Here is a 25,764-nt window from a genome sequence, read left to right on the forward strand (position 1 = left end):
TCCAGGTTCCTTTATTGTTTCTTGTAGCTGATTGCATTCAGCAAAGCGCTGGTGGTGTCGATATCGGCCAGCGCCTCATTACTCACGCGCGCAAAGCTGCGTTCACGGATGCGGGCCAGGCGTTCGAGCAATTCCTGCCTTGGCAGTCGCGATTGCACGATCGCCGCAGGATCAATGCCCTCGTAACGGCCCCCATTTGCTTCCAGCGTATCGAGCAGGCGCCGCACTTCAGCGTCGGCCAGGCTACCGTTGCCTGCTTGCTGTGCCGGCTGTTGCGCCAGTTGCTGGCGCATCGGCGCAAAGAAGGCCAGCGCCTCTTTCGACAACCCTTGCGGCTTGAGCGCCAGCAGCACCTGGCGGCCCTGCGGCCCGCCTGCGCGCAACAGGAAGTTCACAGCGCGCGTGAACACTTCCATGTCCGGGCTTTGCAGCAGCGGTTCAACGGCCGGCACGCTGGCTGGCGAGCCGACGAGCTGCAGCAAGTCCAGCACAGGTTTGACCAATGAAGGGTCGCGCAACAGTGCGGCAAGATGACGCTCTGCCGCCGCGCCAAAGCGGCCATACAGCAAAGCGCGCACCCCGGTTTCGTCGATGGTAGAGCCTTGCTGCGGCAGCGGAATGCTCATGGCCTTGCGCAGGAAAGCGCGATCGACCAGCGGCAGCAGGCGCGCATCCTGGCTGGCCGCGGCAGCGTGCATCAGGCGGAATAGCTGCGGGCCATCGAGCGCCGCATCGGGATTGATGGCCAATGCCGCTTGCACGATAAGCGCCTCGTCGGATTCGGCGCCGTAAGCGGCCAGAAAGCAAGCGGCGTCCAGCAACAGGTGCTGGCTGGGGCGCGGCGAGCGCAATTCGGCAGCCAGCTCGCGGCGCAGCAAGGGAATTGCGTCCTCGCGGTAATCGCCGAAGAAGCGCCAGGCAGCATCGAGCTCGCGGCGCTGGGCTCCCGCTGCGGCGGCGTTGGCAGCCGCCGGCATGGCGCGGATCTGGGCGATGCGGGCAGTAATGGCGGCATCGGTAGCGGCATCGCCGGCATATGCCGTGAAAGACGACGCTGCCAGGGCAGCGGCAAGAAGGCGCCTCATGCCGACAGCCTGCGCTGCAGGTCCGTCACGCCAGCGAGCCAATCCTCGTAATGTTCGCTGTCTTGCCACAACTCGCGCAACTCGGAAGCATCGGACAGCACCAGCGCCAGCACGCGCTGGGCCTTGTCGGCGATATCGGCCCGAGGCTTGTTGAGCTTCGCCTGCACCTCAGCCACCCACTCATCGACGCGCTCGGAATCCTCATCCCTCGCCCCGCCCTTGCCTTGCAGGCGCGACCAGGTTTCCACCGCCGCCAGCGCCTCGGCGCCAAATGGCGCCTCCAGGTACTCGGTGGTCTCCGCCTGCAACACGTTGTTCAACGTGTCCTCGATAAAGTAAAGGTCCCTCGATTCCTGCAGATCCTCCGCCCAATCCTGCGCGAAGTCATTGCCAAACGGTCCAACAGCCCAGGTTCCCACAAGCGCCTCCTGTACGATATAAGGCCGCATTGTACGCAATTACGGCAGACCTCGTGTCACACCCTGGGGTCACACCCCGAAAGTGACACGGGCTGAGCCATTTCCCGCTTGAGGCCGTGTCACACTTGGGGTGTGACCCCAAGGTGTGACACGGACTCTGCTGGAGCTTACTTCTGGGTCTTGACCACTTGCAGGGCGGTGGCGATCAGGCTACTCATTTCACCGACGTTGGCGGGCACGATCAGGCTGTTGTTGGTCTTGGCCAGTTCGCCGAAGGCGCTGACGTATTGCTCGGCGACTTTCAGGTTCATTGCCGCTTCGCCGCCGGGTTGCTGGATCGCTGCGCCAACCTGCTTCAGCGCGCCGGAAGTCGCTTCGGCAATTGCGAGGATGGCGGCAGCTTCGCCTTGCGCGCGGTTGATGGCCGCTTGCTTGTCGCCTTCGGAACGGGCAATCGCGGCTTCGCGCTCGCCGGTGGCGATGTTGATCTGCTCCTGCTTGCGGCCTTCGGAGGCTGCAATCAGCGCGCGCTTGCCGCGCTCGGCCGTGATCTGGGCCTGCATGGCGTGCAGGATTTCTTGCGGCGGCGTCAGGTCCTTGATTTCGTAGCGCAGCACTTTCACGCCCCAGTTGGCGGCCGATTCGTCGATCGCGTTCACCACCGTGGAGTTGATGTGGTCGCGTTCTTCGAAAGTCTTGTCAAGCTCCATGCGTCCGATCACCGAGCGCAGCGTCGTTTGCGCCAGTTGCGTGATTGCGGCAATGTAGTTGGAGGATCCGTAGGAGGCGCGCATGGCATCGGTCACCTGGAAGTACAGGATGCCATCCACCTGCAACTGCGTATTGTCCTTGGTGATGCAAACCTGCGATGGCACATCCAGCGGTATCTCTTTCAGCACGTGCTTGTAGGCGATGCGGTCGATGAACGGCACCACGATATTCAGGCCGGGCCCCAGCGTGGCGTGGTATTTGCCAAGCCGCTCGACCACCCATGCGTGCTGCTGCGGCACCACATTGATGGTCTTGAAGACGAACACCAGCGCGACGATAAATACCACCAGCGTGACAGTGCCAAAACTGATTTCCATTCCCTTCTCCCTGTTATGCGCCGACGATCAGCCGGCTGCCGCGAATCTCGCGAATCCTGAATATGCCTGGTGCCGCTGCTTCGCCCGGCGCCAGTTCCACATCCCACATGGCGCCGCGATACATCACGCGTGCAGCGCCGTCCTGCCAGGCGGCCACGCTCACGGTCTGGCCGATGTCCAGGTTGACGTCCGGGTTGGACGCCGCCGGCGGCTGCGTGGTCTTGCCGAAGCGGCTGCGGCGCAGCAGCAGCGTGGCGATAGCGGCGACGATGGCGGCCACCAGCATCTGGCCCGGCATGTCGATGCGCGCCAGCGAAGCAAGCGCGCCCGCCCCCATGCCGATGGCAATCATCAGCAGGTAGAACGTGCCGCTAAACAGTTCGAGGGTGACCAGCACGCCCGCGCCAATCGCCCACAACATCCAGTCAGCCATCACAACCTCCAAAAGTAAAAAACCCCCGCTGCCGACAAGGCCACGGGGGTTCAAGCCGCTTATCGGCGGTTTATTGTTGCATTTCTGCCAGCTTCTGCCAAGTGTCGATGACCGAGTCCGGGTTCAGCGACATGGTCTCGATACCCTGCTGCATCAGCCACACGGCCAGTTCCGGGTGGTCGGAAGGACCCTGGCCGCAAATGCCAATGTACTTGTTCAGCTTGATGCAGGCCGAAATGGCCATGCCCAGCAGCGCACGCACTGCTGGATCGCGCTCGTCGAAGTCGGCTGCCAGCAGTTCCATGCCGGAATCGCGGTCCAGGCCCAGGGTCAGCTGGGTCAGGTCGTTGGAGCCGATCGAGAAGCCGTCGAAGTGCTGCAGGAACTGCTCCGCCAGCACGGCGTTGGATGGCACTTCGCACATCATGATGACGCGCAGTCCATTTTCGCCGCGTTTCAGGCCGTTCTTGGCCAGCAGGCCAACCACTTTCTCCGCCTGGCCCAGGGTGCGCACGAACGGCACCATGATTTCGACGTTGGTGAGGCCCATTTCTTCACGCACGCGCTTCATCGCGACGCATTCCATCTCGAATGCGGCAGCGAAGTCTTCGGACAGGTAGCGCGCGGCGCCGCGGAAGCCCAGCATCGGATTTTCTTCATCCGGCTCGTAGCGCGAACCGCCGATCAGCTTCTTGTACTCGTTGGACTTGAAGTCGGACAGGCGCACGATCACTTTCTTCGGCCAGAAGGCAGCGGCGATGGTGGCGATGCCTTCCGCCAGCTTGTCGATGTAGAACTGCTTCGGCGAAGCGTGGCCGCGGGCGACCGACTCCACCGCCTTCTTCAGGTCGGCGTCGATGTTCGGGTATTCCAGGATCGCTTTCGGGTGCACGCCAATATTGTTATTGATGATGAACTCGAGGCGGGCCAGGCCCACGCCGTTGTTCGGCACGGACTGGAAGTCGAAGGCCAGCTGCGGGTTGCCCACGTTCAGCATGATCTTGGTCTTGATCGGAGGCAGTTCGCCGCGCGACACTTCGGAGATCTCGGTTTCCAGCAGGCCGTCGTAGATCTTGCCCTCGTCGCCTTCGGCGCAGGACACGGTCACGAAGTTGCCGTCTTTCAGGACGTCGGTTGCGTCGCCGCAGCCCACGACTGCCGGCACGCCCAGTTCACGCGCGATGATCGCTGCGTGGCAGGTGCGGCCGCCGCGGTTGGTGACGATTGCCGAGGCGCGCTTCATCACCGGCTCCCAGTTAGGGTCGGTCATGTCGGCTACCAGCACGTCGCCCGGCTGCACGCGTTCCATTTCGCTTGGGTCGTTGATCACGCGCACAGGGCCGGCGCCGATCTTCTGGCCGATCGCGCGGCCGGAGGTCAGCACGGTGCCGCTCGACTTCAGCTTGAAGCGCTGCTGCGAGTCGGTGGCTTTCTGCTGCGATTTCACGGTTTCAGGACGTGCCTGCAGGATGTACAACTTGCCGTCGCGGCCATCCTTGCCCCACTCGATGTCCATCGGGCGGCCGTAGTGCTTCTCGATGATCATGGCGTACTTGGCCAGTTCGACGATTTCGGCATCGACCAGGGAGTAGCGGTTGCGCATCTCGATCGGCACATCGACGGTCTTCACGGAACGGCCGGCCTTGGCTTCGCTGGTGAATTCCATCTTGATCAGCTTGGAGCCGATATTGCGGCGGATGACGGCCGACTTGCCCTGTTCCAGCATCGGCTTGTGGACGTAGAATTCGTCCGGGTTCACGGCGCCCTGCACCACGGTTTCGCCCAGGCCGTAGGAGGAAGTGATGAAGACCACGTCCTTGAAGCCCGATTCGGTATCGATGGTGAACATCACGCCCGAAGCGCCCAGGTCGGAACGCACCATGCGCTGCACGCCCGCCGACAGCGCCACTTCAGCGTGGGTGAAGCCTTTGTGTACGCGATAGGAGATCGCGCGGTCGTTGTACAGCGATGCAAACACGTGCTTCATCGCTTCCAGCACGTTGTCGATGCCGACCACGTTCAGGAAGGATTCCTGCTGGCCTGCGAACGATGCGTCAGGCAGGTCTTCCGCGGTGGCGGAGGAGCGCACGGCGAACGACACTTCAGTGGTGGAGTCTGCGACCAGTTTGTCGTAGAAGGCGCGGATATCGGCTTCCAGGCGAGGCTGGAACGGAGTATCGATGATCCATTGGCGGATTTCTGCGCCCGATGCTGCCAGGGCGCGGACGTCGTCGACGTCCAGGTGTTCAAGGCGGTCAGCGATGCGCTTGGCCAGCGAAGGGCCACCGTCAACGCTGTGCGACAGGAAGTCGCGGAAGGCCTGGGCGGTGGTCGCGAAGCCGCCAGGCACCCGCACACCTGCGCCGGCCAGCTGGGAGATCATCTCCCCCAGCGACGCGTTCTTGCCGCCGACGGATTCGACATCCGTCATGCGCAAATTCTCGAACGAGGCAACGTACACCCCGTCGGATTGCTCCTTCAATGCTGCGTTAGTCATAAAGACACCTTTTTGATGATAAAAATCTTTACGCAGGCATGCTTGGCATCGTTCTTGTCATTCTTGGCGCCGTGCAGCACAATCTTACCGTTGGCAAGCATTTTACAGCCTGCGCAGCAAATTGACGATTCATCCACTGGAAAAGCTTTTTTGATGCCACAAGATCAACGTTTATTGCCGGCTTCGAGCCGCACCGTCTTTTTCGTCTCTGACGGCACGGGCATCACTGCCGAAACTTTCGGCCATTCCGTGCTGACGCAGTTCGACCTGCGCTTCCGCCAGATCCGTCTGCCCTTCATCGATACCTGCGACAAGGCTTATGATGCAGTGCGCAAAATTAACGAGATCGGGGCCGAGGATGGCGCCAAGCCGATTGTCTTTTCGACCCTGGTGAAAGCGGAGCTGTCGGAGGTGATCCAGCGCGCCAACGCCATGCACATGGACCTGATCCAGACCTTCGTCGCGCCGCTTGAGCAGGAATTGGGCGTCAAGTCGACCCACACCATCGGCCGGTCCCACAATGTGGTGGACAGCGAGGAATACAAGAACCGTATCGAGGCGATCAACTTCTCGCTGGCGCACGATGATGGTCAATCAAACAAGAACCTGTCCTCGGCGGACGTGATCCTGGTCGGCGTCTCGCGTTCGGGCAAAACCCCCACTTCGCTGTACCTGGCCATGCAATACGGTGTGAAAGCGGCCAATTACCCGCTGATTCCGGACGATTTCGAGCGCGGCAAGCTGCCTTCGGCGCTGTATGCGTACAAATCGAAGATTTTCGGCCTGAGCATCGAGCCACAGCGCCTGTCGGAGATCCGTAACGAGCGCCGTGCCGGCTCCAAGTACGCTTCGCTGGAAAACTGCCGCTATGAGGTCAACGAGGCAGAAGCCATGATGCGGCGCGAAGGCATCCGCTGGCTGTCTTCCACCACCAAGTCGATCGAAGAGATTTCCACCACCATCCTGCAGGAAATCAAGCCGAACCGCTCGGTTTATTGAGGATTTCCGTCCGCATCGCCTGCTGGAACTCGGCCCACAGGGCTGCCAGCGGGCGTCCATAGGCGCCGCTCACCGCCCCGGCAAACGCGTCGCCCCGTCCGACCGCCGCCAGCAGGCGCTTGAACGCTGCCGGATCTCTTTCGTCCATCCACGCTACCAGCACCGACGCCTGGCGGTAATACATGGCATGCGCCAGCCCGTAGCTGGGCGCCTGCTTGGGCGCGAACAGGGGGTCCTCATCTTCAGGAACCATGTGCCGGCCGTGTACGAAGGCCTGCACCGCCTCCTCACGTGTCACGTTGCCAGCGCCGCCACCGCCCGACAGATAGGTCGGCAAGCCTTCCCAGAACCAGTTGGGTAACTTGCCGATGCCGGACATGCCGATCCGCTGCACCAGGTGCAAGTGCGCCAGTTCGTGCGTCACGATGGCCTCCGTGCGCTCGGTTGCCCAGGCCTGCATTTTCGGCGCAAGGTGCACATCGCCCAGCACCACCACTCCGGCTGCGCGCGGGGCAACAGCGCCGTAACGCGAGAAACTCTCGTCACTGGCATACACATTGACGCGTACCGGAGCCACGTACGCCATGCCGAAGGCCCGTTCATCATGCCCGATGGCGGCCGGCAGGAGCGGCGCGACGGCTGCGCCGAAGGCCTCGGCGCCGGGCTCGCACCAAATGCGGGGATCGGGCGTGCACTGCGTGAAGTGGTCCTTGCTGGACAGCCAGGCACGCGCGCCGTAAAAAGCCATCTGGCAAACGGGCGTGAAGGCAGCGGCGACCGGCAGGCTGACCGCGATTAGCAGCCCCGCAATCCATCGTTTTTTCATTAGAAGAAGTCTTTCCAGTCATCCAGCCAGCCGGGGATGTCGTCCACCGGCATCGAGTTGGCAATATAGAAACCCTGGGCATAGGTGCAGCCCAGCCCTTGCAGGAAGTCCCAGTCATCCCTGGTTTCCACACCCACTGCGCAGGCATGCCGCGACAGGCTGCGCGCCAGGCCAAGGCAGGTTTTGAGGACGGTACCGATGGGGCGCTTGCGCGAGGCGCCATCGACGAAGCCGGGATCGATCTTCAGCTCGGAAAACGGAATGGCGGCCAACAGCTGCAGGTTGGAGCGCCCGGTGCCGTAATCGTCGATCGCCAGCCCGAATCCCATCATGCGCAGGCGCAAAAGGCGTTCGATGAAATGCGGATTGGTGGTCAGTACTGAAGCTTCCGTGATCTCGAACGTGAGGTAGTCGGACAGGATGCGGTGGCGCTCCAGGCAGGCCGTCATCTGGGCGATGAATTGCGGGTGCGCCAGCGTGCCAGGGTCCACATTGAGCGAGATCGAAATCGGAATCCCCTTGTCGTGCAGGCCGCGACAGGCTGCGACCGACTTCTCGATCATGCACCAGTCGAGGAAATCGATGCGCCGCACGCTTTCGAGCACCGGCACAAATGCCGATGGCCCAAGCACCCCATGCTCGGGATGGCGCCAGCGGGCGAACACTTCCAGCCCTTTGACGGTGCCAGTCTCCAGTTCGATCTTGGGCTGAAAATAGGGATCGAATTCGCGTCCCTGGAGCCCGCGCCCTACTTCGGCAAAGCTGAACTCGGGATGCTGCGGGCCCGCTTCCGGCTCGGCGGAAGGCTCCCGGTAGTTGGCAATCAGTTCCTGCAGCCTGGCCGAGGTGACTGGCTTGGCCGAACTGCCCAGCACATCGAGTCCATAGGCTTCGGCCATGGTCTCGACGGAAAACAGCACGTCGGCGCTTTGCGAGGCGAAGATGATGATGCCCGCCCGGCAGTCGATTTCGGCCAGGCGCCGTAGCACTTCCAGGCCGTCCATGCCGGGCAGCGTCAGGTCCATCAGGGCGATGTTGGCGGGGGGATTGAGGCCGATTTCCAGCAGGCGCAGTGCACTCAGCCCATCTGATGCCTGGGTCACCTGCCGGGCGCCCAGGTGGCGCAGCATGCCGGCCAATAGCTCACGCTGGACGGGTTCGCCCTCGGCGACCAGGAAGTGCAAGCTTGCAATTTCCATAACGCCCATTCCAGCATGGTTAGTTTTATTAAGCCAGATTTTGCCTTACTTGCTCGAAAAAGCATACTGCCGCGCACGCAGCAACATTCAGCGATTCGACCTTGCCCAGGTGGGGCACGATGACGCGGTGGGTGGCCGTGCTTAACAGCATGTCCGAGACACCCTGCCCTTCATGCCCGAAGATCCAGGCCACGGGGCGTTTCAGGTCCAGCCGGTACAACTGTTCGGCTGCGTAGCCGCTGGTGGCCAGGGTGGCGATTTGCGCGCCCTGCACCAGTTGCGGCAGGTCGACGTTTTCGTAGATATCGAGCACAAAGTGGGCGCCCATGGCGGCGCGCAGCACTTTCGGCGACCAGCAGAAGGCGGTGCCGGGTGCGCAATACACCTCCTTCACGCCTGCAGCGGCGGCGCTGCGCAGGATCGAACCGACGTTGCCCGGGTCCTGCACGTTATCCAGCAGGACGGCGTTGACGCTCAGCGCCTGAGGCACATCTTTTTGGGGCGTGGCGATCAGGAACATCAGGCCGACGCCGTGTTCGACCTGGCTGACGGCGTGGTAAAGCTGGTCGGTCAGGCACAGGATATGGGCGTGCTCTGCCTCCAGGCGGGCGATGATGGCGGCCACCTCCGGGTTGTGCAGCGCGCCTTCGGCCACAATGGCTTGTTCGGGATGGCCGCGCAACTCGAGCCAGGTCTCGCACAGGTGCACGCCATCCAGCAGGCTGCGGCCGGCCTTGCGACGCGCCTGCGAGTTGGTGGCGAGCTTGGCCAGTTCCTTGTATTGCGCGTTGTCGCGCGAAGTGATGTTCTTCACAGGTCACGCTCCAGGACTTCACGCACCGGCGCAAAGCTGCGGCGGTGCACCGGCGAGGCGCCGTGCTCGCGCAAACGCTCCAGGTGCAGCGCCGTGCCATAGCCTTTGTGCTGGTCGAAGCCGTATTGCGGGTATTTCTTGTGCAGCTTGACCAGCGCGGCGTCGCGCGCGGTCTTGGCCAGGATGGAGGCGGCTGAAATGGATTCGATCTTGTCGTCCCCTTCCACGATGGCGATGCTCTGGATGCGCATGACCGGGCACTTGTTGCCGTCGATCAGCGCGAGGGTCGGCACGGTTTGCAGCGCATACACCGCACGCTTCATGGCCAGGAGGCTGGCCTGGAGAATGTTCAGGCGGTCGATCTCCTCTTCCGACGCCTTGGCCACGGCCCAGGCGATCGCGTGCTCGCGGATCAGGGGCGCCAGCTCATCGCGCTTTGCCTCGTTGAGTTTCTTGGAATCGCGCAGGCCCAGAATCGGACGGTTGCGATCGAGGATCACGGCAGCGGCAAACACCGGGCCGGCCAACGGACCGCGCCCGGCCTCATCGACGCCGCAAATGATCTCGTCGAGGGAATATGGAAGGTCGTCAAACAGACCGGATTGTTCGGACATCACTCAATTCTTTCTACTGTCCAGTTCGTGTCACACCTTGGGGTCACACCCCAAGTGTGACACGAACTGATCCATTCTCACGGCAGCGTCCGTGTCACCGTTGGGGTGTGACCCCATGGTGTGACACGGGCTTATCTGTTGATGACCTTAAGGACTGCCGCGGCGCCTTCCTGGGCACTGTTACGCAGCAGGCTGTGATGCATGTCGGTGAAGCGCTGCACCAGTTTCAGGCGGTGCGGGACGTCGCTCAGTTGCTTCCACATGGCGTCAGCCAGCGTCTCGGCTGTTGCGGCATTCTGCAGCATTTCCGGCACCAGGAATTCGCGCGCCAGGATGTTCGGCAGGCCGATCCACGGCTGGTAGCCCATATGCCTCATGATATGCCAGGACGCGGCCATCATCTTGTAGGCAATGACCATCGGCTTCTTGAACAGGGCTACTTCCAGCGAGGCGGTGCCGGAGGCTACCAGCACGGCATCGGCGGCGCAGATGGCGGTGTGCGACTGGCCATCCAGCAGCATCAGCTCGACATCCTGCAGGCCGGCTTCGGCCACCAGTTCCAGGAAATACTTGCGCTGCTTTTCGCCCGCCATCGGCACCACGAATTTCAGCGTGCGATCGCGCTGCTGCAGCAGCTTGCAGGCGCCAATGAAGGCGGCTGTGTTGTACTTCAGTTCGGCCATGCGGCTGCCCGGCATCACCGTGACGACGTTGGCATCTTCCGCAATGCCCAGCTGGCGGCGCGCGGCCGCTTCGTCCGGCTGCACGGGGATCACTTCTGCCAGTGGGTGGCCGACGTAAGTCACGGGCACGCCAGCTTTTTTGTAGATCTCTTCCTCGAACGGGAAGATCACCAGCATGTGCGAGACAGATTTGATGATCTTCTTGATCCGGCCGCCGCGCCAGGCCCAGATTTGCGGGCCGATATAGTGCACGGTCGGGATGCCTGCGGTGCGCAACTGCGCTTCCAGGCCCAGATTGAAGCCCGGATAGTCGGCGCCAATGAAGCAGGCAGGCCGTTCGGCCAGCAGCTGGTCACGCAGCGTGTTCTGGATGCCTTTCAGCTCGCGGTAGCGGGGAATGATCTCGAACAGCCCGCGCACGGTCATCTTCTCGATCGGCCATTGCGACTCGAAGCCATGTTCCATCATGGCCGGGCCGCCGATTCCGTGGAAGCGCGCTTCGGGCAGGTGCGGGCGCAGGCCGCCCAGCAGGCGGCCCGCCAGCAGGTCGCCGGAAGGTTCGCCGGCGACGACTGCAATCGATACGTCAGCGGACGATGCCACGGGTGGTCGTATCGAGGAATTCGCGCATCGAGCGCGCGGCGGCGGCGCAATCTTCCGGCAGCCCGGCTTCGGCTTCCAGCATGGCTGCCCTGGCTTCGTCCAGCGTCAGGCCGGAACGGTACAGGATCTTGTAGGCGTTGCGGATGGCGTTGATCTGCTCGCGCGTGAATCCGCGGCGTTTCAGCCCTTCGATGTTGACGCCATGCGCTGCTGCCGGATTGCCGTTCAACAGCACGTATGGCGGCACGTCCTGGGTCAGGCTGGTGCTCATGCCGACGAAGGCGTGGGCGCCGATCTTGCAGAACTGGTGCACGTTGGCGAAGCCGGACATGATCACCCAGTCGCCGATCTCGACGTGGCCCGCCATCTGCGCGTTGTTCGAGAAGATGGTGTTGTTGCCGACCACGCAGTCATGCGCCAGGTGGACGTAGGCCGAAATCCAGTTGTTGTTACCCAGCTTGGTCACGCCCTTGTCCTGCACCGTGCCGAGGTTGAAGGTGCAGAATTCGCGGATGGTGTTGTCGTCGCCGATTTCCAGGCGGGTCGGTTCGCCGTTCCATTTCTTGTCCTGCGGCGCGGCGCCGATGGAGGAGAACTGGAAGAACTTGTTGTTCTTGCCGATCGTGGTATGGCCCTCGATCACGACGTGCGGGCCCACCACGGTGTTCTCGCCAATCACCACGTTCGGGCCAATGATCGTGTAGGGGCCGATCTCGACGCCGGCAGCCAGTTCGGCTTTCGGGTCGACAATCGCTGTTGGGTGGATGGTTGCCATGCTCTTACTCCACGGAGCGGATGGTGCACATCAGCTCAGCTTCCAGCGCTACCTGGCCGTCGACCGAGCCGACCGCCTTGTATTTCCAGATGCCGCGCGCATTGCGCAGGATTTCCACGTCCATCTTCAACTGGTCGCCGGGACCGACCGGGCGCTTGAAGCGCGCATTGTCGATGCCGACGAAGTACACCACCGAATTCTCGTCCGGCTTGATGCCCATGGACTTGAACGACAGCAGGGCTGCGGTCTGCGCCATCGCTTCGATCATCAGCACGCCGGGCATGACCGGCTTGTGCGGGAAGTGGCCGTTGAAGAACTCTTCGTTCACGGTCACGTTCTTGATGGCGGTGATGGACTTGTTCTCTTCATAAGAGATGACGCGATCAACCAGCAGCAGCGGGTAGCGGTGCGGCAGGTAAGCCTTGATCTCGCAGATGTCCATCGTCTTGTTTTCGGTAGTCGTCATGATTCTTCGTCTTCGGTTTTAGTTTTAATGGTTTTTTCCAGCGCGCGCATTTTATCGCGCATGGTCGGCAGGTTCCGGACAATCGCAGCCGACTTCTCCCAGTCGCTGTTCTTGGCCAAGGGGTAGAAACCCGTGTATTGGCCTGGTTCGGTGATCGAGCGCGATACCAGGCTGCCCGACGAAATATGGACATGGTCCGCAATCGTCAGGTGGCCAAGGATCATCGCCGCGCCGCCGAAAGTGCAGTACTTGCCGATTTTTGCGCTGCCTGCCACGCCGACGCAGCCGGCCATGGCCGTGTGCGCGCCGATATGGCAGTTGTGGCCGATCTGGATCTGGTTGTCCAGCTTCACGCCGTCTTCAATAATGGTGTCCGCCAGTGCGCCGCGGTCCACGGTGGTGTTGGCGCCGATATCGACATCGTCGCCGATCACTACGCGGCCCACTTGCGGGATGCGTACGTAGACCCCGCCGTCATTGGCAAAGCCGAAGCCGTCGGTGCCGATCACGGCGCCCGAGTGGATGATGCCGCGCTTGCCAATCACGCACTTCGAATGGAAAGTCACATTGGCAAAGAAATGCGTGCCCTCGCCCACCTGCGCATCGCGGCCGATGGTGCAGCCGGCATCAAGCACCACGCCAGCGCCGATCACGGCGCCCGCTTCGACCACCACTTTGGGGCCGATATGGGCAGTGGCGTCCACGCTCGCAGCCGGGTCGACATACGCCGTCGGGTGCACGCCGGCCGGGCGCACATAGGCCGTCTGCGCTTCGAAGATCTGCGCGGCGCGAGCAAAGTACACGTAGGGATTCTTGACGACGATGCGGGCACCCTTGTAGGTTTCTGCCACGGTGGCATCGTCATTGGCGCTGACAATCAGGGCTGCCGCGTGGCTTTGCCCTGCTTGTGAACGGAATTTGCTGTTACTGAGGAAGCTGATATGCGAAGCGCCTGCATCGGTCAACGGCGCGATTCCGGCAACATAAAGTTCCGGGTCCCCCACCAGTTGGCCGCCCAGGCGCTCGACCAGTTCTCCTAGCCGAAGGCCCATCTGTAATCCAATCTATCTGTTATTTGTCCAACGCTTCCAGCACCTTGTTGGTGATGTCGATGCGCGGGCTGGCCCACACGGCGTCCTGCAGGACGATGTCGTAGCCTTCGGTATTTGCAAGCTGCTTGATGATCTTCGTCGCCTTTTCGGCAATCGCAGCACGCTCCTCGTTGGTGCGCTGGTTCAGGTCTTCGCGGAATTCACGCTGGCGGCGCTGGAAGTTCAGGTCCGCCTCGTAGGCTTCGCGCTGCAGCTTGCTGCGCTCAGGCTCCGGCTTGCTGGCGCCTTCCTTTTCCCATTTCTCGGCCGCCGCCTTGGAGCGCATGGCCAGTTCCTGCAGCGCTTTCTCGCGGCTGGAGAATTCCTCGCGCAGCTTGTTGTCGGCCGACTTGGCCAGCTTCGATTCGTTGTAGATGCGCTCGGCGCTCAGCCAGGCAATCCGGGAGGACTGCGCCAGCGCCGGTGCCGCGGCCATCATGCCCAGCGCCAGTACGGCAGCGATTTTGCCCAGGGTAGCGGTTGCAGTCTTCAACTCGATTCTCCGTCCAAATAAGTTGCTTTGGTGCACTAAATGCATCAGAAACCAGTGCCCATCTGGAACTGGAAGCGTTCCAGGCGGTCACCCAGTTTGTCGTTCAGAGGCAAAGCATAACTCAACTTCAGCGGCCCCACCGGGGAAATCCAGCTCAAGCCCAGGCCGGCCGAGAAGCGCAGCTCGGACAGGCGCATCTTCTGGCGTTCCTGGTAGACCTGGCCGCCATCGAGGAAGCCGAACCAGCGCAGCGAGCGGTCCTGGCCCTGGCCTGGGAACGGCATCTGCAGTTCGGCATTGCCGATCAGGCGCGAAGCACCGCCCAGCGAGTCGCCGTAGCGCGGGTCGACCGCGCCCAGCGAGGAACTCTGGTAGCCGCGCACCGAGCCGATGCCGCCGGCGTAGAAGTTCTTGAAGACCGGGTAGTTCTTGCCGCCGAAGCCGCGGCCATAGTCGACCTCGCCCTTCAGCGCCAGGGTGATCTTGTTGGTCAGCGGCTTGTACCACTGGGTTTCGTACACCGCTCGCCAGTACTTCGATTCGCCGATCGCATCCAGTTCCAGGTTGATGCGCTGCATGTAGCCGAGGGTCGGGGTCATGGCGGAGTCGCGGCTGTCGCGCGCCCACGCCGCGGTCAGCGGAACCGAGTAGGCGTTGACCGAGCCGACGCCGCTGGCCGGGCCGCCCAGGTCGCGCACGTACTGCTTGAAGTAGGTCGGCGACGATTCGTCGGTTTCCACGTTCGACTTTTCCAGCCCGATACCGAAGAAGATGGTGTCCTGCTCGGAGAACGGCACGCCGAAGCTCACGCGGCCGCCGGTCTGCTTGATGGTGTACAGGCCGGTGTTGACTGCAGGCGGGCGGAAGGTGCGCAGGTAGAGCTCGTAGCTGCGCGAGATGCCGTCCGGCGTGAAGTACGGATTGGTGTGCGAGAACGCGATGGTGCGGCTGTACTTCGAGGTATTCAGTTCCAGGCCCACGGTGTTGCCCGAGCCGGCGAAGTTGGCCTGCTGGATCGCCGCGTTGAAGGTGAACTTTTCAGCCTGCGAGAAAGCGCCGCCGATCTGGAAATTGCCGGTCGGGCGTTCGACCACGGACAGGTTGATGTCCACCTGGTCGGAGGTGCCCTGCGCTTCCGGCGTGTCGACCGTCACGTCCTTGAAATAGCCGGTGCGGTCGACGCGGTCGCGCGAAGCCTTGATCTTGGAGGCGTCGTACCAGCTCGATTCGAACTGTCGGAATTCGCGGCGGATCACTTCGTCGCGGGTGGTCGTGTTGCCCGAGATATTGATGTGGCGCACATAGGCGCGCTTGCCCGGGTCGATGAAGAAGGTGAACGCGACTTCGCGCTTGGCCTGGTCGATTTCCGGATTGGCGTTCACGTTGGCGAAGGCGAAACCGAAGGTGCCGAGGCGGTCGGTGATCAGCTTGTTGGTGGCGGTCAGCAGCTTGCCGGAGTACAGCTTGCCCTTTTGCAGCAGCACCAGCTGGCGCAGTTCGTCTTCGCGGCCGAACATCTCGCCTTCGAACTTGATGTCGGAGACCGTGTACTTTTCACCCTCGGTGATATTGATGGTGATGTAGATGTCCTTCTTGTCCGGCGTGATCGAGACCTGGGTCGAATCCACGTTCATCTCGATATAGCCGTGGTCCAGGTACCAGGACTTCAGGGTCTCGATGTCGCCATTCAGCTTGGTCTTGGAATACTGGTCGGACTTGGTGTACCAGCTGAACCAGCCGCCGGTATTCAGGGCGATCTGCTCTTTCAGTTCCTTGTCGCTGAAAGCCTTGTTGCCGACGATATTGATCTGCTTGATGCGCGCCACGTCGCCTTCATCGACGTCGAAGTCGATGCTGACGCGGTTACGCTCCATCGGGGTAACGGTGGTGGTGATTTTCACGCCGTACAGGCCGCGCGACAGGTACTGACGCTTCAATTCCTGTTCGGCGCGGTCCACCGATGCCTTGTCGAAGGTCTTGGCTTCGCCGACGCCGATATCCTTCAGCGCCTTGACCAGCATGTCCTTCTCGAATTCGTGGGTGCCTTTGAAATCCACCTTGGCGATCGCCGGGCGCTCTTCCACGATCACCACCAGCACATTGCCGTCGCGCTCCAGTTTCACATCCTTGAAGATGCCGGTCGCGTACAGGGCCTTGATGGTGGCTACGGATTTGTCGTCACTGAAGGTTTCGCCCACGCGCACCGGCAGGTAGCTGAACACGGTGCCGGCTTCGGTACGCTGGATGCCTTCGACGCGGATGTCCTTGACGACGAACGACTCGGCGGCCATTGCGCTGCCGGAGCAGAAAGCCAGGACGGCTGCGCCTACCAGGGTACGGCGGAATTGGGGAGCGATACGATCAGTGTGTAATTTCATCGGCAAATCGAAAAAAATTAAAGCAGGCGGGCCAGGTCATTGAATATCGCCAGCGCCATTAAAGACACCAGCAATCCCAGTCCAATACGCTGCGCCATTTCGCCAAAGCGCTCGGAAACGGGGCGCCCTGTCAAAACTTCCAGCGAATAATACAGCAAATGCCCCCCATCCAGAACAGGAATTGGCAGCAAATTCATCAGTCCAAGGCTCACGCTGATAAAGGCGACGAAGGCAATAAAAGGCTCGGCGCCCATTTTCGCCGTTTCACCGGCATATTCGGCAATGGTCAGCGGGCCGGTAATATTCTTCAGCGAGACTTCACCAACAATCATGCGGCCCAGGATCTTGAAGGTCATCGTGCAGATTTCCTTTACCTGGCGCACCGCCTTGGCGCCTGCCTCCAGCGGGCCGTAGTGCACCACCATCGTATCAACAGCGCCCACCAGTTCGGCCTTGATCTTACCGACTGTTACAAGACCTTTGCTGTTTGCCTGCTTGTCCTCTACCGCATCCGGGGTCAGCTCGAGCTCCAGCCTGCGCCCCTCGCGCAGCACGGTGACGACCAGCTTTCGGCCCGGCGAGCGCAGGACTTCGGCCACGAAGCCGCGTGCATCGTCAATCGGCTGGCCGTCGACAGCCTGGATCACATCGCCCTTCAGCATTCCGGCGCGGAGGGCGGCGCCGCCCTCCTCCATGCGGCCAATGACTGGCGGCGGGCGCATCAGGTCGAGGCCGATCACCGCCGGCACGTCGTCCTCGAGGCTCGCATGGCCCGCCGCTTCGGCCGGCAGCGAAGCGCGAACTTCGCCGTAACCGGGGCGTTCGACCACCAGGCTCAGGGCTTCCTTGTGAATTGCAGACTGGATGATGGCCCAGCGCAGCTCGGACCAGCCCTGCACCGGATCGCCATTGACCGACTTGACCAGGTCGCCCCGGTGCAGGCCGGCAGCTGCTGCCGCCGTCGCTTTCGCCGGTTCCGCAATGCGGGCCGTCGGCTCGCGCACGCCGGACATGTACAGGCCGGCGTACAGGGCGATAGCAAGCAGGAAGTTGGCCAGCGGGCCGGCCGCCACGATGGCAATGCGTTTCCACACGCTCTGGCGGGTAAATTCACGGGCCAGGTCTTCGGCCGGCAGGCCGGATACATCGCCTTCGCGGGCATCCAGCATCTTCACGTAGCCGCCCAAAGGGATGGCAGACAAGGCCCATTCGGTCTGGTCCTTGCCGAACCTGCGCATCCAGACGATGCGCCCCATGCCGACCGAGAAGCGCAGCACCTTGACACCGCACCAGCGCGCCACCAGGTAGTGCCCCAACTCGTGGATGATGATCAGGGAACCGAGACAGACAATCGTGGCGAGAATGGTGCGGAAAGTGTCCATGGCTGGCTGCTTATCCGGCGATGATCCGTTCTGCTGCGGCCCGCGCCAGCGCATCCTGCGCCATCACGGCATCAATGCTGCTGGCCGCTCCATGCGGCAATTCGTCCATCACCTGGCGAATCACGCGGTCGATGCGGCGGAAGCCGATGCGCTCGTCGAGGAAGGCCTGTACCGCCACCTCGTTGGCCGCATTCAGCAAGGCTGGCGCGGTGCCGCCTGAACGCAAGGCCTCGAAGGCCAGTGCCAGGCAAGGGAAACGGTTGAAGTCCGGCTTTTCGAATTGCAGGGTGCCGACCTGGGTCAGGTCAAGCTGTGCCACGCCGGAGGCGACGCGTTCCGGGTAAGCCAGCGCATGGGCGATCGGCGTGCGCATGTCCGGGTTGCCCAGTTCCGCCAGTACGGAGCCGTCGTTGTAGGACACCATCGAATGGATCAGCGATTGCGGGTGGATCACGACCTCGATCTGTTCGGCCGGAGCGCCGAACAGCCAGTGGGCCTCGATCACTTCCAGGCCCTTGTTCATCATGGTCGCGGAATCGACCGAAATCTTGCGGCCCATGACCCACTTGGGATGCTTGCAAGCCTCGTCCGGCGTGACATTTTCCAGCGTGGAGACGTCGCGCTTCAAGAACGGGCCGCCGGAGGCGGTGAGCAGGATCTTGGTCACGCCCGCAGCGGCCGGAACGCGGCCATAGCCTTGCGGCAGGCACTGGAAGATCGCATTGTGCTCGGAATCGATCGGCAGCAGCACGGCGCCGCTTTCGGCCACGGCATCCATGAACAACTGGCCGGACATGACCAGCGCTTCCTTGTTGGCCAGCATGACTTTCTTGCCGGCCCGGGCAGCAGCCAAGGTTGGCGCCAGGCCGGCGGCGCCGACGATGGCAGCCATCACAGCATCGGTTTCGGCGGCGGCGGACACGGCGCACAGCGCGGCCTCGCCCCACTCCACTTCGGTGCGGCAGCCGGCGGAGCGCAGCAGAGCGCCCAACTGGTCGGCGGCAGCGGCGCTGCCGACCACGGCGCGGGCCGGGCGGAACTGGATGCACTGTGCAGCCAGTTCTTCGACGCGGCTATGGGCGGTCAACGCGTAGACAGAATAACGGTCCGGGTGGCGCGCAATCACGTCCAGCGTGGAGACGCCGATCGAGCCAGTAGCGCCGAGGATGGTAATGCGTTGCATGGAATTCCTTAGAACAGCCTTGGAGTGATCAACGCAGCGATGGGCAGCACCGGCACCAGCGCGTCGATACGGTCAAGCACGCCGCCGTGGCCAGGCAGCAGGTTGCTGCTGTCCTTCATGCCGGAGCGGCGCTTGAGCATGGATTCAAACAGGTCGCCCACAATGGATGCGGCGACGATCAGCACCAGCACGGCCAGCATGATGCCCCAGCCCATGCGGGTCGCCAGGCGCACCGCGAAAGTGTCCTGCAGCAGGGGTACGGATGGCGCCAGCAGCACGGTCATGACGGCCAGCAGCAGCACGGCAACCAGGCCGCCTACCGCGCCCTCCCACGACTTGCCGGGAGAGATGGTCGGTGCCAGCTTATGCTTGCCGAAAGCCTTGCCGGAGAAATAGGCGAAGATGTCGGCCGCCCACACAATGGCCATGACCGACAGCAGGTAGACAGGGCCGCGCGCGAACAGCAGCAGGATGGCGACGAAGCAGGACACCAGGGTCACGGCGTACACCATGCTCAGCATGGTATTGCCCATGCCTTCGGCCGGCGGCAAGCCCAGTTTGAGGGCCGGCGCAAAGCGGATCAGCCAGATGGCCGCGCCGATGGCCAGCCAGAACCTGGCCTGTTCGAGTCCCGCATTGAAGAAGAAGGTATAGACAAACGCCGCCGCCCACGCGGCCGCCACGACGATCGCGGCGCGGTTCTTGAACAGGCGGAAGGCTTCCCACACGGCAGCGGCAAAGAACACAGCCACCACCACATTCACCGCTGGCTGGTAGCCGGAGAACAGGACAGGCAACAATACCGCCAGCAGCAGGACGGCGGTAATCACGCGGGTTTTCAGCATTGTTTTAGCTCTTATTTGCTTTTCTTTGCCACCTGGTCGCCAGTGCGGCCAAAGCGGCGTTCACGGCCCTGGTAGGAGGCAATCGCCTCATCCAGGCGTTCGGCATTGAAGTCGGGCCAGTAGGTGTCGGTGAAGTGCAGTTCCGTATAGGCCAGTTGCCACAGCAGGAAATTGGAGATGCGCTCTTCACCGCCGGTACGGATGAACAGGTCCGGCTCCGGGGCATATGCCATCGACAGGTAGGGTGCCAGTTGCTCTTCCGAGAAATCGGTCGTGCCGGGGTGCTCGGCCACCATCTTGCCGATCGCCTGCATGATATCCCAGCGGCCGCCATAGTTGGCGCACACGGTGACGGTCATGCGGGTGTTGTTGGCGGTCTTGCGCTCGGCATTGGCGATCATGTCCTGCAGCTTCTGGTCGAAGCGCGACAGGTCGCCCACCACCTTCAGGCGGATATTGTTCGCATGCATCTTCGACACCTCACGCTCCAGGGCCGTCACGAAGAGTTTCATCAGCAGCGAAACTTCCTCTTCCGGCCGGCGCCAGTTCTCGGAGCTGAACGCAAAGACGGTCAGGTACTCGATGCCCCGCTCGGCGCAGGCTTCCACCACCGTGCGCACCGCTTCCACGCCTTTGACGTGGCCCGCCACGCGCGGCAGGAAACGCTTGGTTGCCCAGCGCCCGTTGCCGTCCATGATGATCGCCAGGTGGCGCGGCACCTTGGGCGCATCAGGCACGTCGGTTGTCGAACTAGAATATTTCATAGGTGCGTAAACTAAAAATCCGGGGAGGCAGGGGCAATACCCCTATCCTCCCCGGTTTCGGGACCTTAGACGGTCAGGACTTCTTTCTCTTTTTCGGCGACGGTCTTGTCGATGTCGGCGATGAACTTGTCGGTCAGCTTCTGCACTTCGTCAGCTGCGCGGCGCTCTTCGTCTTCCGAAATGGCCTTGTCCTTCACCAGCTTCTTCAGGCCTTCGTTGGCGTCGCGGCGGATGTTGCGCACGGCGACTTTAGCGTCTTCGCCTTCGCCCTTGCACAGCTTGACCATTTCCTTGCGGCGCTCTTCGTTCAGCGGCGGGGTCGGCACGCGGATCATGTCGCCCTGCGAGGCCGGGTTCAGGCCCAGGTCGGAATCGCGGATCGCCTTTTCAATGACGGCGCCCATTTTCTTTTCGAACGGGGCTACGCCGATGGTGCGCGCGTCAACCAGGGTCAGGTTGGCCACCTGGTTCAGCGGGGTCGGGTTGCCATAGTAGTCCACCATCACGTGGTCCAGGATGCCTACGTGGGCGCGGCCGGTACGCACTTTGGCCAAGTCGGCCTTCAGGGTTTCCAGCGATTTGACCATGCGGTCCTGAGTATTCTTTTTAATGTCAGCGATAGACATTGCTGCTCTCCTGTTGCAATTACTTGAAATATTTTAAACGTGAACCAGTGTACCCTCTTCCTCGCCCATAATCACGTTCATCAACGCGCCCGGCTTGGTAATCGAGAATACTTTGATCGGCAGTTTCTGGTCGCGGCACAGCGCGAAGGCGGTGGCATCCATGACTTGCAGGTGCTTGGCGATCGCTTCGTCGAAGCTGATCTTGTGATACATGGTGGCGTTCGGGTCTTTTTTCGGGTCGGCGGTGTAGATGCCGTCGACCTTGGTGGCCTTCAGCACGATTTCCGCGCTCACTTCCGAGCCGCGCAGGGCCGCTGCGGTGTCGGTAGTGAAGAACGGGTTGCCGGTGCCGGCGGCGAAGATCACGACCTTGCCCTCTTCCAGGTACTGCAGCGCTTTCGGGCGCACATATGGCTCGACCACCTGCTCGATGCCGATGGCCGACATCACGCGCGCGGTCACGCCCACGTGCTTCATTGCGTCGGCCAGGGCCAGCGCGTTCATCACGGTAGCCAGCATGCCCATGTAGTCGGCGGTGGCACGGTCCATGCCCTGGGCGCCAGGCGCCACGCCACGGAAAATGTTGCCGCCGCCAATGACGACCGCCAGTTCAACGCCCAGCTTTGCTACTTCGGCGACGTCCGCCACCATGCGTTCGATGGTGCCGCGGTTGATGCCGTACGGGTCATCGCCCATCAGGGCTTCGCCGGACAATTTCAGGAGGACGCGCTTGAAGGCTGGTTTTGACATGAGCTGGGGCTCCTTTTAAATGTTTTGTTCGGTGTGGCTTCGGCGGCAATGATAACGGAAATGCCATTGTCCACCGTTTAATTCAGGATTGAAAGCCTTAAAAGAGGCTTAACAACCTTAAAACCGGTAAACCAGTGCCTGACCCGCAGGGTCAGGCACTTGCCCGCTGCCGCCGCGTATCGGGTGTCAGACCCTGCGGGTCTGACACTGGTTTACCGGTTTGGCAAGCAGCAGGCTTAAAAAAACGGGCCTTTCGGCCCGTTTTCTTGATTATGCGCCTTTGGAGGCAGCCATCTGGGCTGCGACTTCCGCCGCGAAATCGTCAACTTTCTTCTCAATGCCTTCGCCAACCACGTACATGGTGAATGCCTTAACGGTGGTGTTAGCGGCTTTCAGCATCTGCTCGACGGACTGCTTGTCGTTCTTCACGAAAGCCTGGTTCATCAGCGACACTTCTTTCAGGTACTTGGCAACGGCGCCATCGATGCGCTTGGCAACGATGTCGGCTGGCTGGGCTGGCTTGCCAGCGGCAACAGCGGCAGCAGCGTCTTCGTCCGACTTGGCCTGGGCAACCGAACGCTCTTTAGCGATCAGGTCGGCAGGAACTTGCTCGGAGGACAGAGCCACTGGCTTCATTGCAGCGATGTGCATGGCCACGTCTTTACCAACTTGCTCGTCGGCGCCGTCGAACTCGACGATTACACCGATCTTGGTGCCGTGCAGGTATGCAGCCAGCTTGCCGGTGGTTTCGAAACGCTGGAAGCGACGGATCGACATGTTTTCGCCGATTTTGCCCACCAGGGCAGCACGCACTTCTTCCAGGGTCTGGCCGTTGCCAGCTGGCAGGGCCAGCAGGGCAGCAACGTCAGCTGGGTTGTTTTCAGCGGCCAGCTTGGCAGCCAGGGCAGCCAGGGCCAGGAAGTCGTCGTTCTTGGCAACGAAGTCGGTCTCGGAGTTCACTTCAACCAGGGCGCCGATGTTGCCGGCGATGTGGGAAGCAACCACGCCTTCAGCGGTGATGCGTGCGGAAGCTTTGGCAGCCTTGCCGCCCAGCTTAACGCGCAGCAGCTCTTCCGCTTTGTCCATGTCGCCGCCGGCTTCGGTCAGCGCTTTTTTGCATTCCATCATTGGCGCGTCGGTCTTAGCGCGCAGTTCACCTACCATTGCTGCAGTAATTGCTGCCATGTGATTCTCCTGTATTCGGTTTGGGATTCAGTCCGGGGCGGCGCCAAAGGCAGCCTGCTCTTCCGGGGGATTCTGTTTAAAAAAAAGGGGGAGCTGGTGGGCCACCCCTTTCTCAAGCTGAAGCTGCCTTGCGGCAGCCAGGCAATTAAGCCTGCTCGTTAACTTCTACGAACTCGTCGCCAGCTGCAGTCTTGATGGATTCCAGGACTTCAGTGGTAGCGTTTGCACGACCTTCCAGGATCGCGTCTGCCACGCCGCGGGCGTACAGGGTGATCGCTTTGGAGGAGTCGTCGTTACCAGGGATAACGTGAGTCACGCCTTCTGGGGAGTGGTTGGTATCGACCACGCCGATCACTGGGATGCCCAGTTTTGCGGCTTCGGTGATCGCGCCTTTGTGGTAGCCAACGTCAACCACGAAGATTGCGTCAGGAACACCGCCCATATCCTTGATACCGCCGATCGACTTCTGCAGCTTTTCCAGTTCGCGACGGAACAGCAGAGCGTCTTTCTTGGTCAGCTTTTCAACGGAACCGTCTTCGATCGAAGCTTCCATGTCTTTCAGGCGCTTGATCGAGGTCTTGATGGTCTTGAAGTTGGTCAGCATGCCGCCCAGCCAACGCTGGTCAACAAACGGAACACCGGCGCGCTGAGCTTCAGCAGCGATGATGTCGCGAGCCTGGCGCTTGGTGCCAACCATCAGGATGGTGCCACGGGAAGCTGAGATTTGACGGATGGTTTTCATCGCGTCCTGGTACATGGCCAGGGTCTTTTCCAGGTTGATGATGTGAATCTTGTTGCGGTGGCCGAAGATGAACGGAGCCATCTTTGGGTTCCAGAAACGGGTTTGGTGACCGAAGTGGACGCCGGCTTCCAGCATTTCACGCATCGTTACAGACATTATTTACTCCAGGGTTGGGTCTGGAATCCTCCCAGTCACCCTTGCGGGCACCCTTGTTGGGGGGATTCGGGTTTATAAAATAAGAAAATTTACTACTTTGCAAGACACTAGGCCAGGCAACCATAAATTTTAGCGTATTGGAGGGGGCTCATGCAAGCGTATTGCAGCCTTCCACGCAGTGCGCCGGGCCGCATTTTAGTGCAAACTTTATAATAAATACAAAGATTCCCGAAATTTTTTGTATTTCTTGTCGATCCTGGGCACGCTGGCGCGTCGTGCTTTTACAAACCCACCCCAACATGGAGATTACTGAAATGGCTACGAATACCATCAAACTGCACCGTGTACTGCGCGCTTCCCCTGATCGCATCTACAAGGCCTGGACTACCGCCTCGGCCTTCAACAAATGGCTGCCGCCAAACGGTTATCTGGGCGAAGTGCACGAAATGGATGCGCGCGTTGGCGGCAAGTACCGCATGTCCTTTGTCGACCTGGGCACTGGCTTCACCCACTCCTTCGGCGGCGAATACCTGGAACTGCATCCGGGCGAGAAAATCCGCTACACCGCGGTGTTCGACGATCCGAACCTGCCGGGCCAGATGCAGACCACCATCAATCTGCGCGCCGTCTCCTGCGGCACCGAAGTCGACATCGTCCAGGAAGGGGTGCCAGCTGTAATCCCGGCGGAGCAATGCTATCTCGGCTGGCAGCAGTCGCTGGCCTTGCTGGCTTTACTGGTTGAACAGTAAGGAGGCGGCCATGGGATCTCCCTCCTCCTACTTCCCCTCGATCGAAGCAAAGTACGGCAAGCCGGTCGAGCATTGGCTCAAGCTGCTGAAGGGCATGAAAGACTTGAAGCACATGGATATGGTGGCTGCGCTGAAGGCCGAACACGGCATGGGCCACGGCCATGCCAATGCCCTTGTTGCGCACTTCAAGACGGAGAACAGCAAAGCTTGATCCGCATCTAAGCGGCAGGAGGGGAGCGTCGCCACAATGGGGAAACACGTCGAGGTGCCCTCATGAGCCTGGTTGACATCAATCCCCTACCCGCCGAAGATGAAATCATGGATCCAGCAACCAAACAGTATGTTGATTCCAGCCTCCTGATCGCTGAGGGGCGTTCTGACGTAAAGCTCGCGGAATTCCGCTCCACGATTGAAGCGTACACTGCGCGGGCTGACGAACGCGAGGCGGCTGCCCGGGCGCGCGAAGCCCTCGACGCAAAAGCCTTCGTGCAACATATGAGCGAGATTGCTGCGCGGGCCGCTGAGCGCGATGCGGCCGCACGGGAGCGCGAGGCAGCCATTGTGGAGCGCGAGGCCATCCGGGCCAAGGCATTTGAACGACGGATGGACGGCTATGAGGCACGGGCCGACGAGCGCCAAAGGGCTACGGAGGCAAGGCTTGATCGAATCGAAGCTTCAATTGCAAGCTTGAAAAAACTCGTCGTGGGAGCTTCCCTCAGCACCGTGCTGGGCGTGGGGGCGATCTACGTAGCACTGGTCCAGAATTATCACGCTGCCTTCGACTCGGCTCGCTATCTTACGACGGCCGAGCGGGACTTGGCGGCGCAGCGCCAGCGCACCGAAGCGCTGCTGACCGCCATCGATGCCCGCTTGGCCGCCATGCAGAAAGCTGGCGGCCAGCAGGACCCTTCACCTTAGG

Annotated in this window: 27 protein-coding genes; 4 read left to right on the top strand and 23 right to left on the bottom strand. The window is 61.5% G+C overall.

What is annotated here, in order from left to right; all coding sequences use genetic code 11:
* Nucleotides 1-11: 11 nt before the first annotated feature.
* From ACN9MW_RS18350 to ppsA, 5 genes are all read right to left on the bottom strand, one after another.
* On the bottom strand, nucleotides 12-1,085 hold the full coding sequence (locus ACN9MW_RS18350; RefSeq protein ID WP_426161899.1) for a hypothetical protein: 1,074 nt from the start codon (nucleotides 1,083-1,085) through the stop codon (nucleotides 12-14).
* Nucleotides 1,082-1,504, bottom strand: a complete 423-nt coding sequence (locus ACN9MW_RS18355; RefSeq protein WP_426161900.1) for a DUF4259 domain-containing protein — start codon at nucleotides 1,502-1,504, stop codon at nucleotides 1,082-1,084. Before ACN9MW_RS18355 ends, ACN9MW_RS18350 begins: the two co-directional genes overlap by 4 nt.
* 167 nt (nucleotides 1,505-1,671) lie before the next feature.
* Nucleotides 1,672-2,592 carry an SPFH domain-containing protein gene (locus ACN9MW_RS18360; RefSeq protein ID WP_426161902.1) on the bottom strand — a complete coding sequence of 307 codons (921 nt, stop codon included), beginning with the start codon at nucleotides 2,590-2,592 and terminating at the stop codon, nucleotides 1,672-1,674.
* A gap of 13 nt (nucleotides 2,593-2,605) precedes the next feature.
* Entirely contained in the window at nucleotides 2,606-3,025 is a 420-nt protein-coding gene (locus ACN9MW_RS18365; protein ID WP_426161903.1) for an NfeD family protein, read from the bottom strand.
* Nucleotides 3,026-3,095: 70 nt separating this feature from the next.
* Complete coding sequence (gene ppsA / locus ACN9MW_RS18370) at nucleotides 3,096-5,522, bottom strand: phosphoenolpyruvate synthase (RefSeq protein ID WP_426161904.1); 2,427 nt, start codon at nucleotides 5,520-5,522, stop codon at nucleotides 3,096-3,098.
* 153 nt (nucleotides 5,523-5,675) lie between these two features.
* On the opposite strand from ppsA, the gene ppsR reads away from it, so the two are divergent.
* Nucleotides 5,676-6,521, top strand: coding sequence for a posphoenolpyruvate synthetase regulatory kinase/phosphorylase PpsR (gene ppsR, locus ACN9MW_RS18375; RefSeq protein WP_426161906.1), 846 nt, complete (start codon nucleotides 5,676-5,678; stop codon nucleotides 6,519-6,521).
* On the opposite strand, the gene ACN9MW_RS18380 is transcribed toward ppsR, so the two are convergent.
* The 18 genes from ACN9MW_RS18380 to rpsB form a co-directional block, all read right to left on the bottom strand.
* A complete protein-coding gene (locus ACN9MW_RS18380) occupies nucleotides 6,496-7,347 on the bottom strand; it encodes a hypothetical protein (protein WP_426161907.1) in 852 nt (283 codons plus the stop codon). The two genes, ppsR and ACN9MW_RS18380, sit on opposite strands and share 26 nt — an antisense overlap.
* A complete protein-coding gene (locus tag ACN9MW_RS18385; protein ID WP_426161909.1) occupies nucleotides 7,347-8,546 on the bottom strand; it encodes an EAL domain-containing response regulator in 1,200 nt (399 codons plus the stop codon). Before ACN9MW_RS18385 ends, ACN9MW_RS18380 begins: the two co-directional genes overlap by 1 nt.
* A 28-nt stretch (nucleotides 8,547-8,574) precedes the next feature.
* The gene (locus ACN9MW_RS18390; RefSeq protein WP_426161911.1) at nucleotides 8,575-9,360 is read right to left on the bottom strand and encodes a TrmH family RNA methyltransferase; all 786 of its coding nucleotides are present in this window, start codon (nucleotides 9,358-9,360) and stop codon (nucleotides 8,575-8,577) included.
* Nucleotides 9,357-9,974 carry a ribonuclease HII gene (gene rnhB / locus ACN9MW_RS18395; protein WP_426161912.1) on the bottom strand — a complete coding sequence of 206 codons (618 nt, stop codon included), beginning with the start codon at nucleotides 9,972-9,974 and terminating at the stop codon, nucleotides 9,357-9,359. The genes ACN9MW_RS18390 and rnhB overlap by 4 nt, the downstream gene beginning before the upstream one ends.
* A 131-nt stretch (nucleotides 9,975-10,105) precedes the next feature.
* On the bottom strand, nucleotides 10,106-11,260 hold the full coding sequence (lpxB, locus tag ACN9MW_RS18400; protein WP_426161913.1) for a lipid-A-disaccharide synthase: 1,155 nt from the start codon (nucleotides 11,258-11,260) through the stop codon (nucleotides 10,106-10,108).
* Nucleotides 11,244-12,035, bottom strand: a complete 792-nt coding sequence (gene lpxA, locus ACN9MW_RS18405; protein ID WP_426161914.1) for an acyl-ACP--UDP-N-acetylglucosamine O-acyltransferase — start codon at nucleotides 12,033-12,035, stop codon at nucleotides 11,244-11,246. Before lpxA ends, lpxB begins: the two co-directional genes overlap by 17 nt.
* A gap of 4 nt (nucleotides 12,036-12,039) precedes the next feature.
* Nucleotides 12,040-12,501, bottom strand: coding sequence for a 3-hydroxyacyl-ACP dehydratase FabZ (gene fabZ / locus ACN9MW_RS18410; protein ID WP_055924214.1), 462 nt, complete (start codon nucleotides 12,499-12,501; stop codon nucleotides 12,040-12,042).
* Nucleotides 12,498-13,553 carry a UDP-3-O-(3-hydroxymyristoyl)glucosamine N-acyltransferase gene (gene lpxD / locus ACN9MW_RS18415; RefSeq protein ID WP_426161915.1) on the bottom strand — a complete coding sequence of 352 codons (1,056 nt, stop codon included), beginning with the start codon at nucleotides 13,551-13,553 and terminating at the stop codon, nucleotides 12,498-12,500. Before lpxD ends, fabZ begins: the two co-directional genes overlap by 4 nt.
* 19 nt (nucleotides 13,554-13,572) lie before the next feature.
* Nucleotides 13,573-14,085, bottom strand: a complete 513-nt coding sequence (locus ACN9MW_RS18420; RefSeq protein ID WP_426161916.1) for an OmpH family outer membrane protein — start codon at nucleotides 14,083-14,085, stop codon at nucleotides 13,573-13,575.
* A gap of 44 nt (nucleotides 14,086-14,129) precedes the next feature.
* Nucleotides 14,130-16,463 (bottom strand): outer membrane protein assembly factor BamA, encoded by a 2,334-nt coding sequence (bamA, locus tag ACN9MW_RS18425; protein ID WP_426161917.1) that lies wholly within the window; start codon nucleotides 16,461-16,463, stop codon nucleotides 14,130-14,132.
* Nucleotides 16,464-16,480: 17 nt separating this feature from the next.
* On the bottom strand, nucleotides 16,481-17,845 hold the full coding sequence (gene rseP, locus ACN9MW_RS18430) for an RIP metalloprotease RseP (RefSeq protein WP_426161918.1): 1,365 nt from the start codon (nucleotides 17,843-17,845) through the stop codon (nucleotides 16,481-16,483).
* A gap of 10 nt (nucleotides 17,846-17,855) precedes the next feature.
* Nucleotides 17,856-19,028, bottom strand: a complete 1,173-nt coding sequence (ispC, locus tag ACN9MW_RS18435) for a 1-deoxy-D-xylulose-5-phosphate reductoisomerase (RefSeq protein ID WP_426161919.1) — start codon at nucleotides 19,026-19,028, stop codon at nucleotides 17,856-17,858.
* 8 nt (nucleotides 19,029-19,036) lie between these two features.
* Complete coding sequence (locus tag ACN9MW_RS18440; protein WP_426161920.1) at nucleotides 19,037-19,873, bottom strand: phosphatidate cytidylyltransferase; 837 nt, start codon at nucleotides 19,871-19,873, stop codon at nucleotides 19,037-19,039.
* Nucleotides 19,874-19,884: 11 nt separating this feature from the next.
* Entirely contained in the window at nucleotides 19,885-20,637 is a 753-nt protein-coding gene (uppS, locus tag ACN9MW_RS18445; RefSeq protein WP_426161921.1) for a polyprenyl diphosphate synthase, read from the bottom strand.
* Between the two features lie 65 nt (nucleotides 20,638-20,702).
* Nucleotides 20,703-21,263: a ribosome recycling factor gene (gene frr / locus ACN9MW_RS18450; protein ID WP_057262710.1), complete on the bottom strand. Its 561-nt coding sequence runs from the start codon at nucleotides 21,261-21,263 to the stop codon at nucleotides 20,703-20,705.
* A 33-nt stretch (nucleotides 21,264-21,296) separates the two neighbouring features.
* On the bottom strand, nucleotides 21,297-22,013 hold the full coding sequence (gene pyrH / locus ACN9MW_RS18455) for a UMP kinase (protein WP_130312126.1): 717 nt from the start codon (nucleotides 22,011-22,013) through the stop codon (nucleotides 21,297-21,299).
* A 270-nt stretch (nucleotides 22,014-22,283) separates the two neighbouring features.
* Nucleotides 22,284-23,198 carry a translation elongation factor Ts gene (gene tsf, locus ACN9MW_RS18460; RefSeq protein ID WP_426161922.1) on the bottom strand — a complete coding sequence of 305 codons (915 nt, stop codon included), beginning with the start codon at nucleotides 23,196-23,198 and terminating at the stop codon, nucleotides 22,284-22,286.
* A 145-nt stretch (nucleotides 23,199-23,343) separates the two neighbouring features.
* The gene (gene rpsB / locus ACN9MW_RS18465) at nucleotides 23,344-24,096 is read right to left on the bottom strand and encodes a 30S ribosomal protein S2 (protein WP_130312122.1); all 753 of its coding nucleotides are present in this window, start codon (nucleotides 24,094-24,096) and stop codon (nucleotides 23,344-23,346) included.
* Between the two features lie 314 nt (nucleotides 24,097-24,410).
* On the opposite strand from rpsB, the gene ACN9MW_RS18470 reads away from it, so the two are divergent.
* From ACN9MW_RS18470 to ACN9MW_RS18480, 3 genes are all read left to right on the top strand, one after another.
* Nucleotides 24,411-24,845, top strand: a complete 435-nt coding sequence (locus ACN9MW_RS18470) for an SRPBCC family protein (RefSeq protein WP_426161924.1) — start codon at nucleotides 24,411-24,413, stop codon at nucleotides 24,843-24,845.
* A gap of 10 nt (nucleotides 24,846-24,855) precedes the next feature.
* Nucleotides 24,856-25,056, top strand: coding sequence for a DUF4287 domain-containing protein (locus ACN9MW_RS18475; RefSeq protein WP_426161925.1), 201 nt, complete (start codon nucleotides 24,856-24,858; stop codon nucleotides 25,054-25,056).
* Nucleotides 25,057-25,118: 62 nt separating this feature from the next.
* Complete coding sequence (locus ACN9MW_RS18480) at nucleotides 25,119-25,763, top strand: hypothetical protein (protein ID WP_426161926.1); 645 nt, start codon at nucleotides 25,119-25,121, stop codon at nucleotides 25,761-25,763.
* Nucleotide 25,764 lies beyond the last annotated feature (1 nt).

The sequence above is a fragment of the Pseudoduganella sp. R-34 genome, assembly GCF_049904655.1.
In the GTDB taxonomy this organism is placed as follows: domain Bacteria; phylum Pseudomonadota; class Gammaproteobacteria; order Burkholderiales; family Burkholderiaceae_D; genus Rugamonas.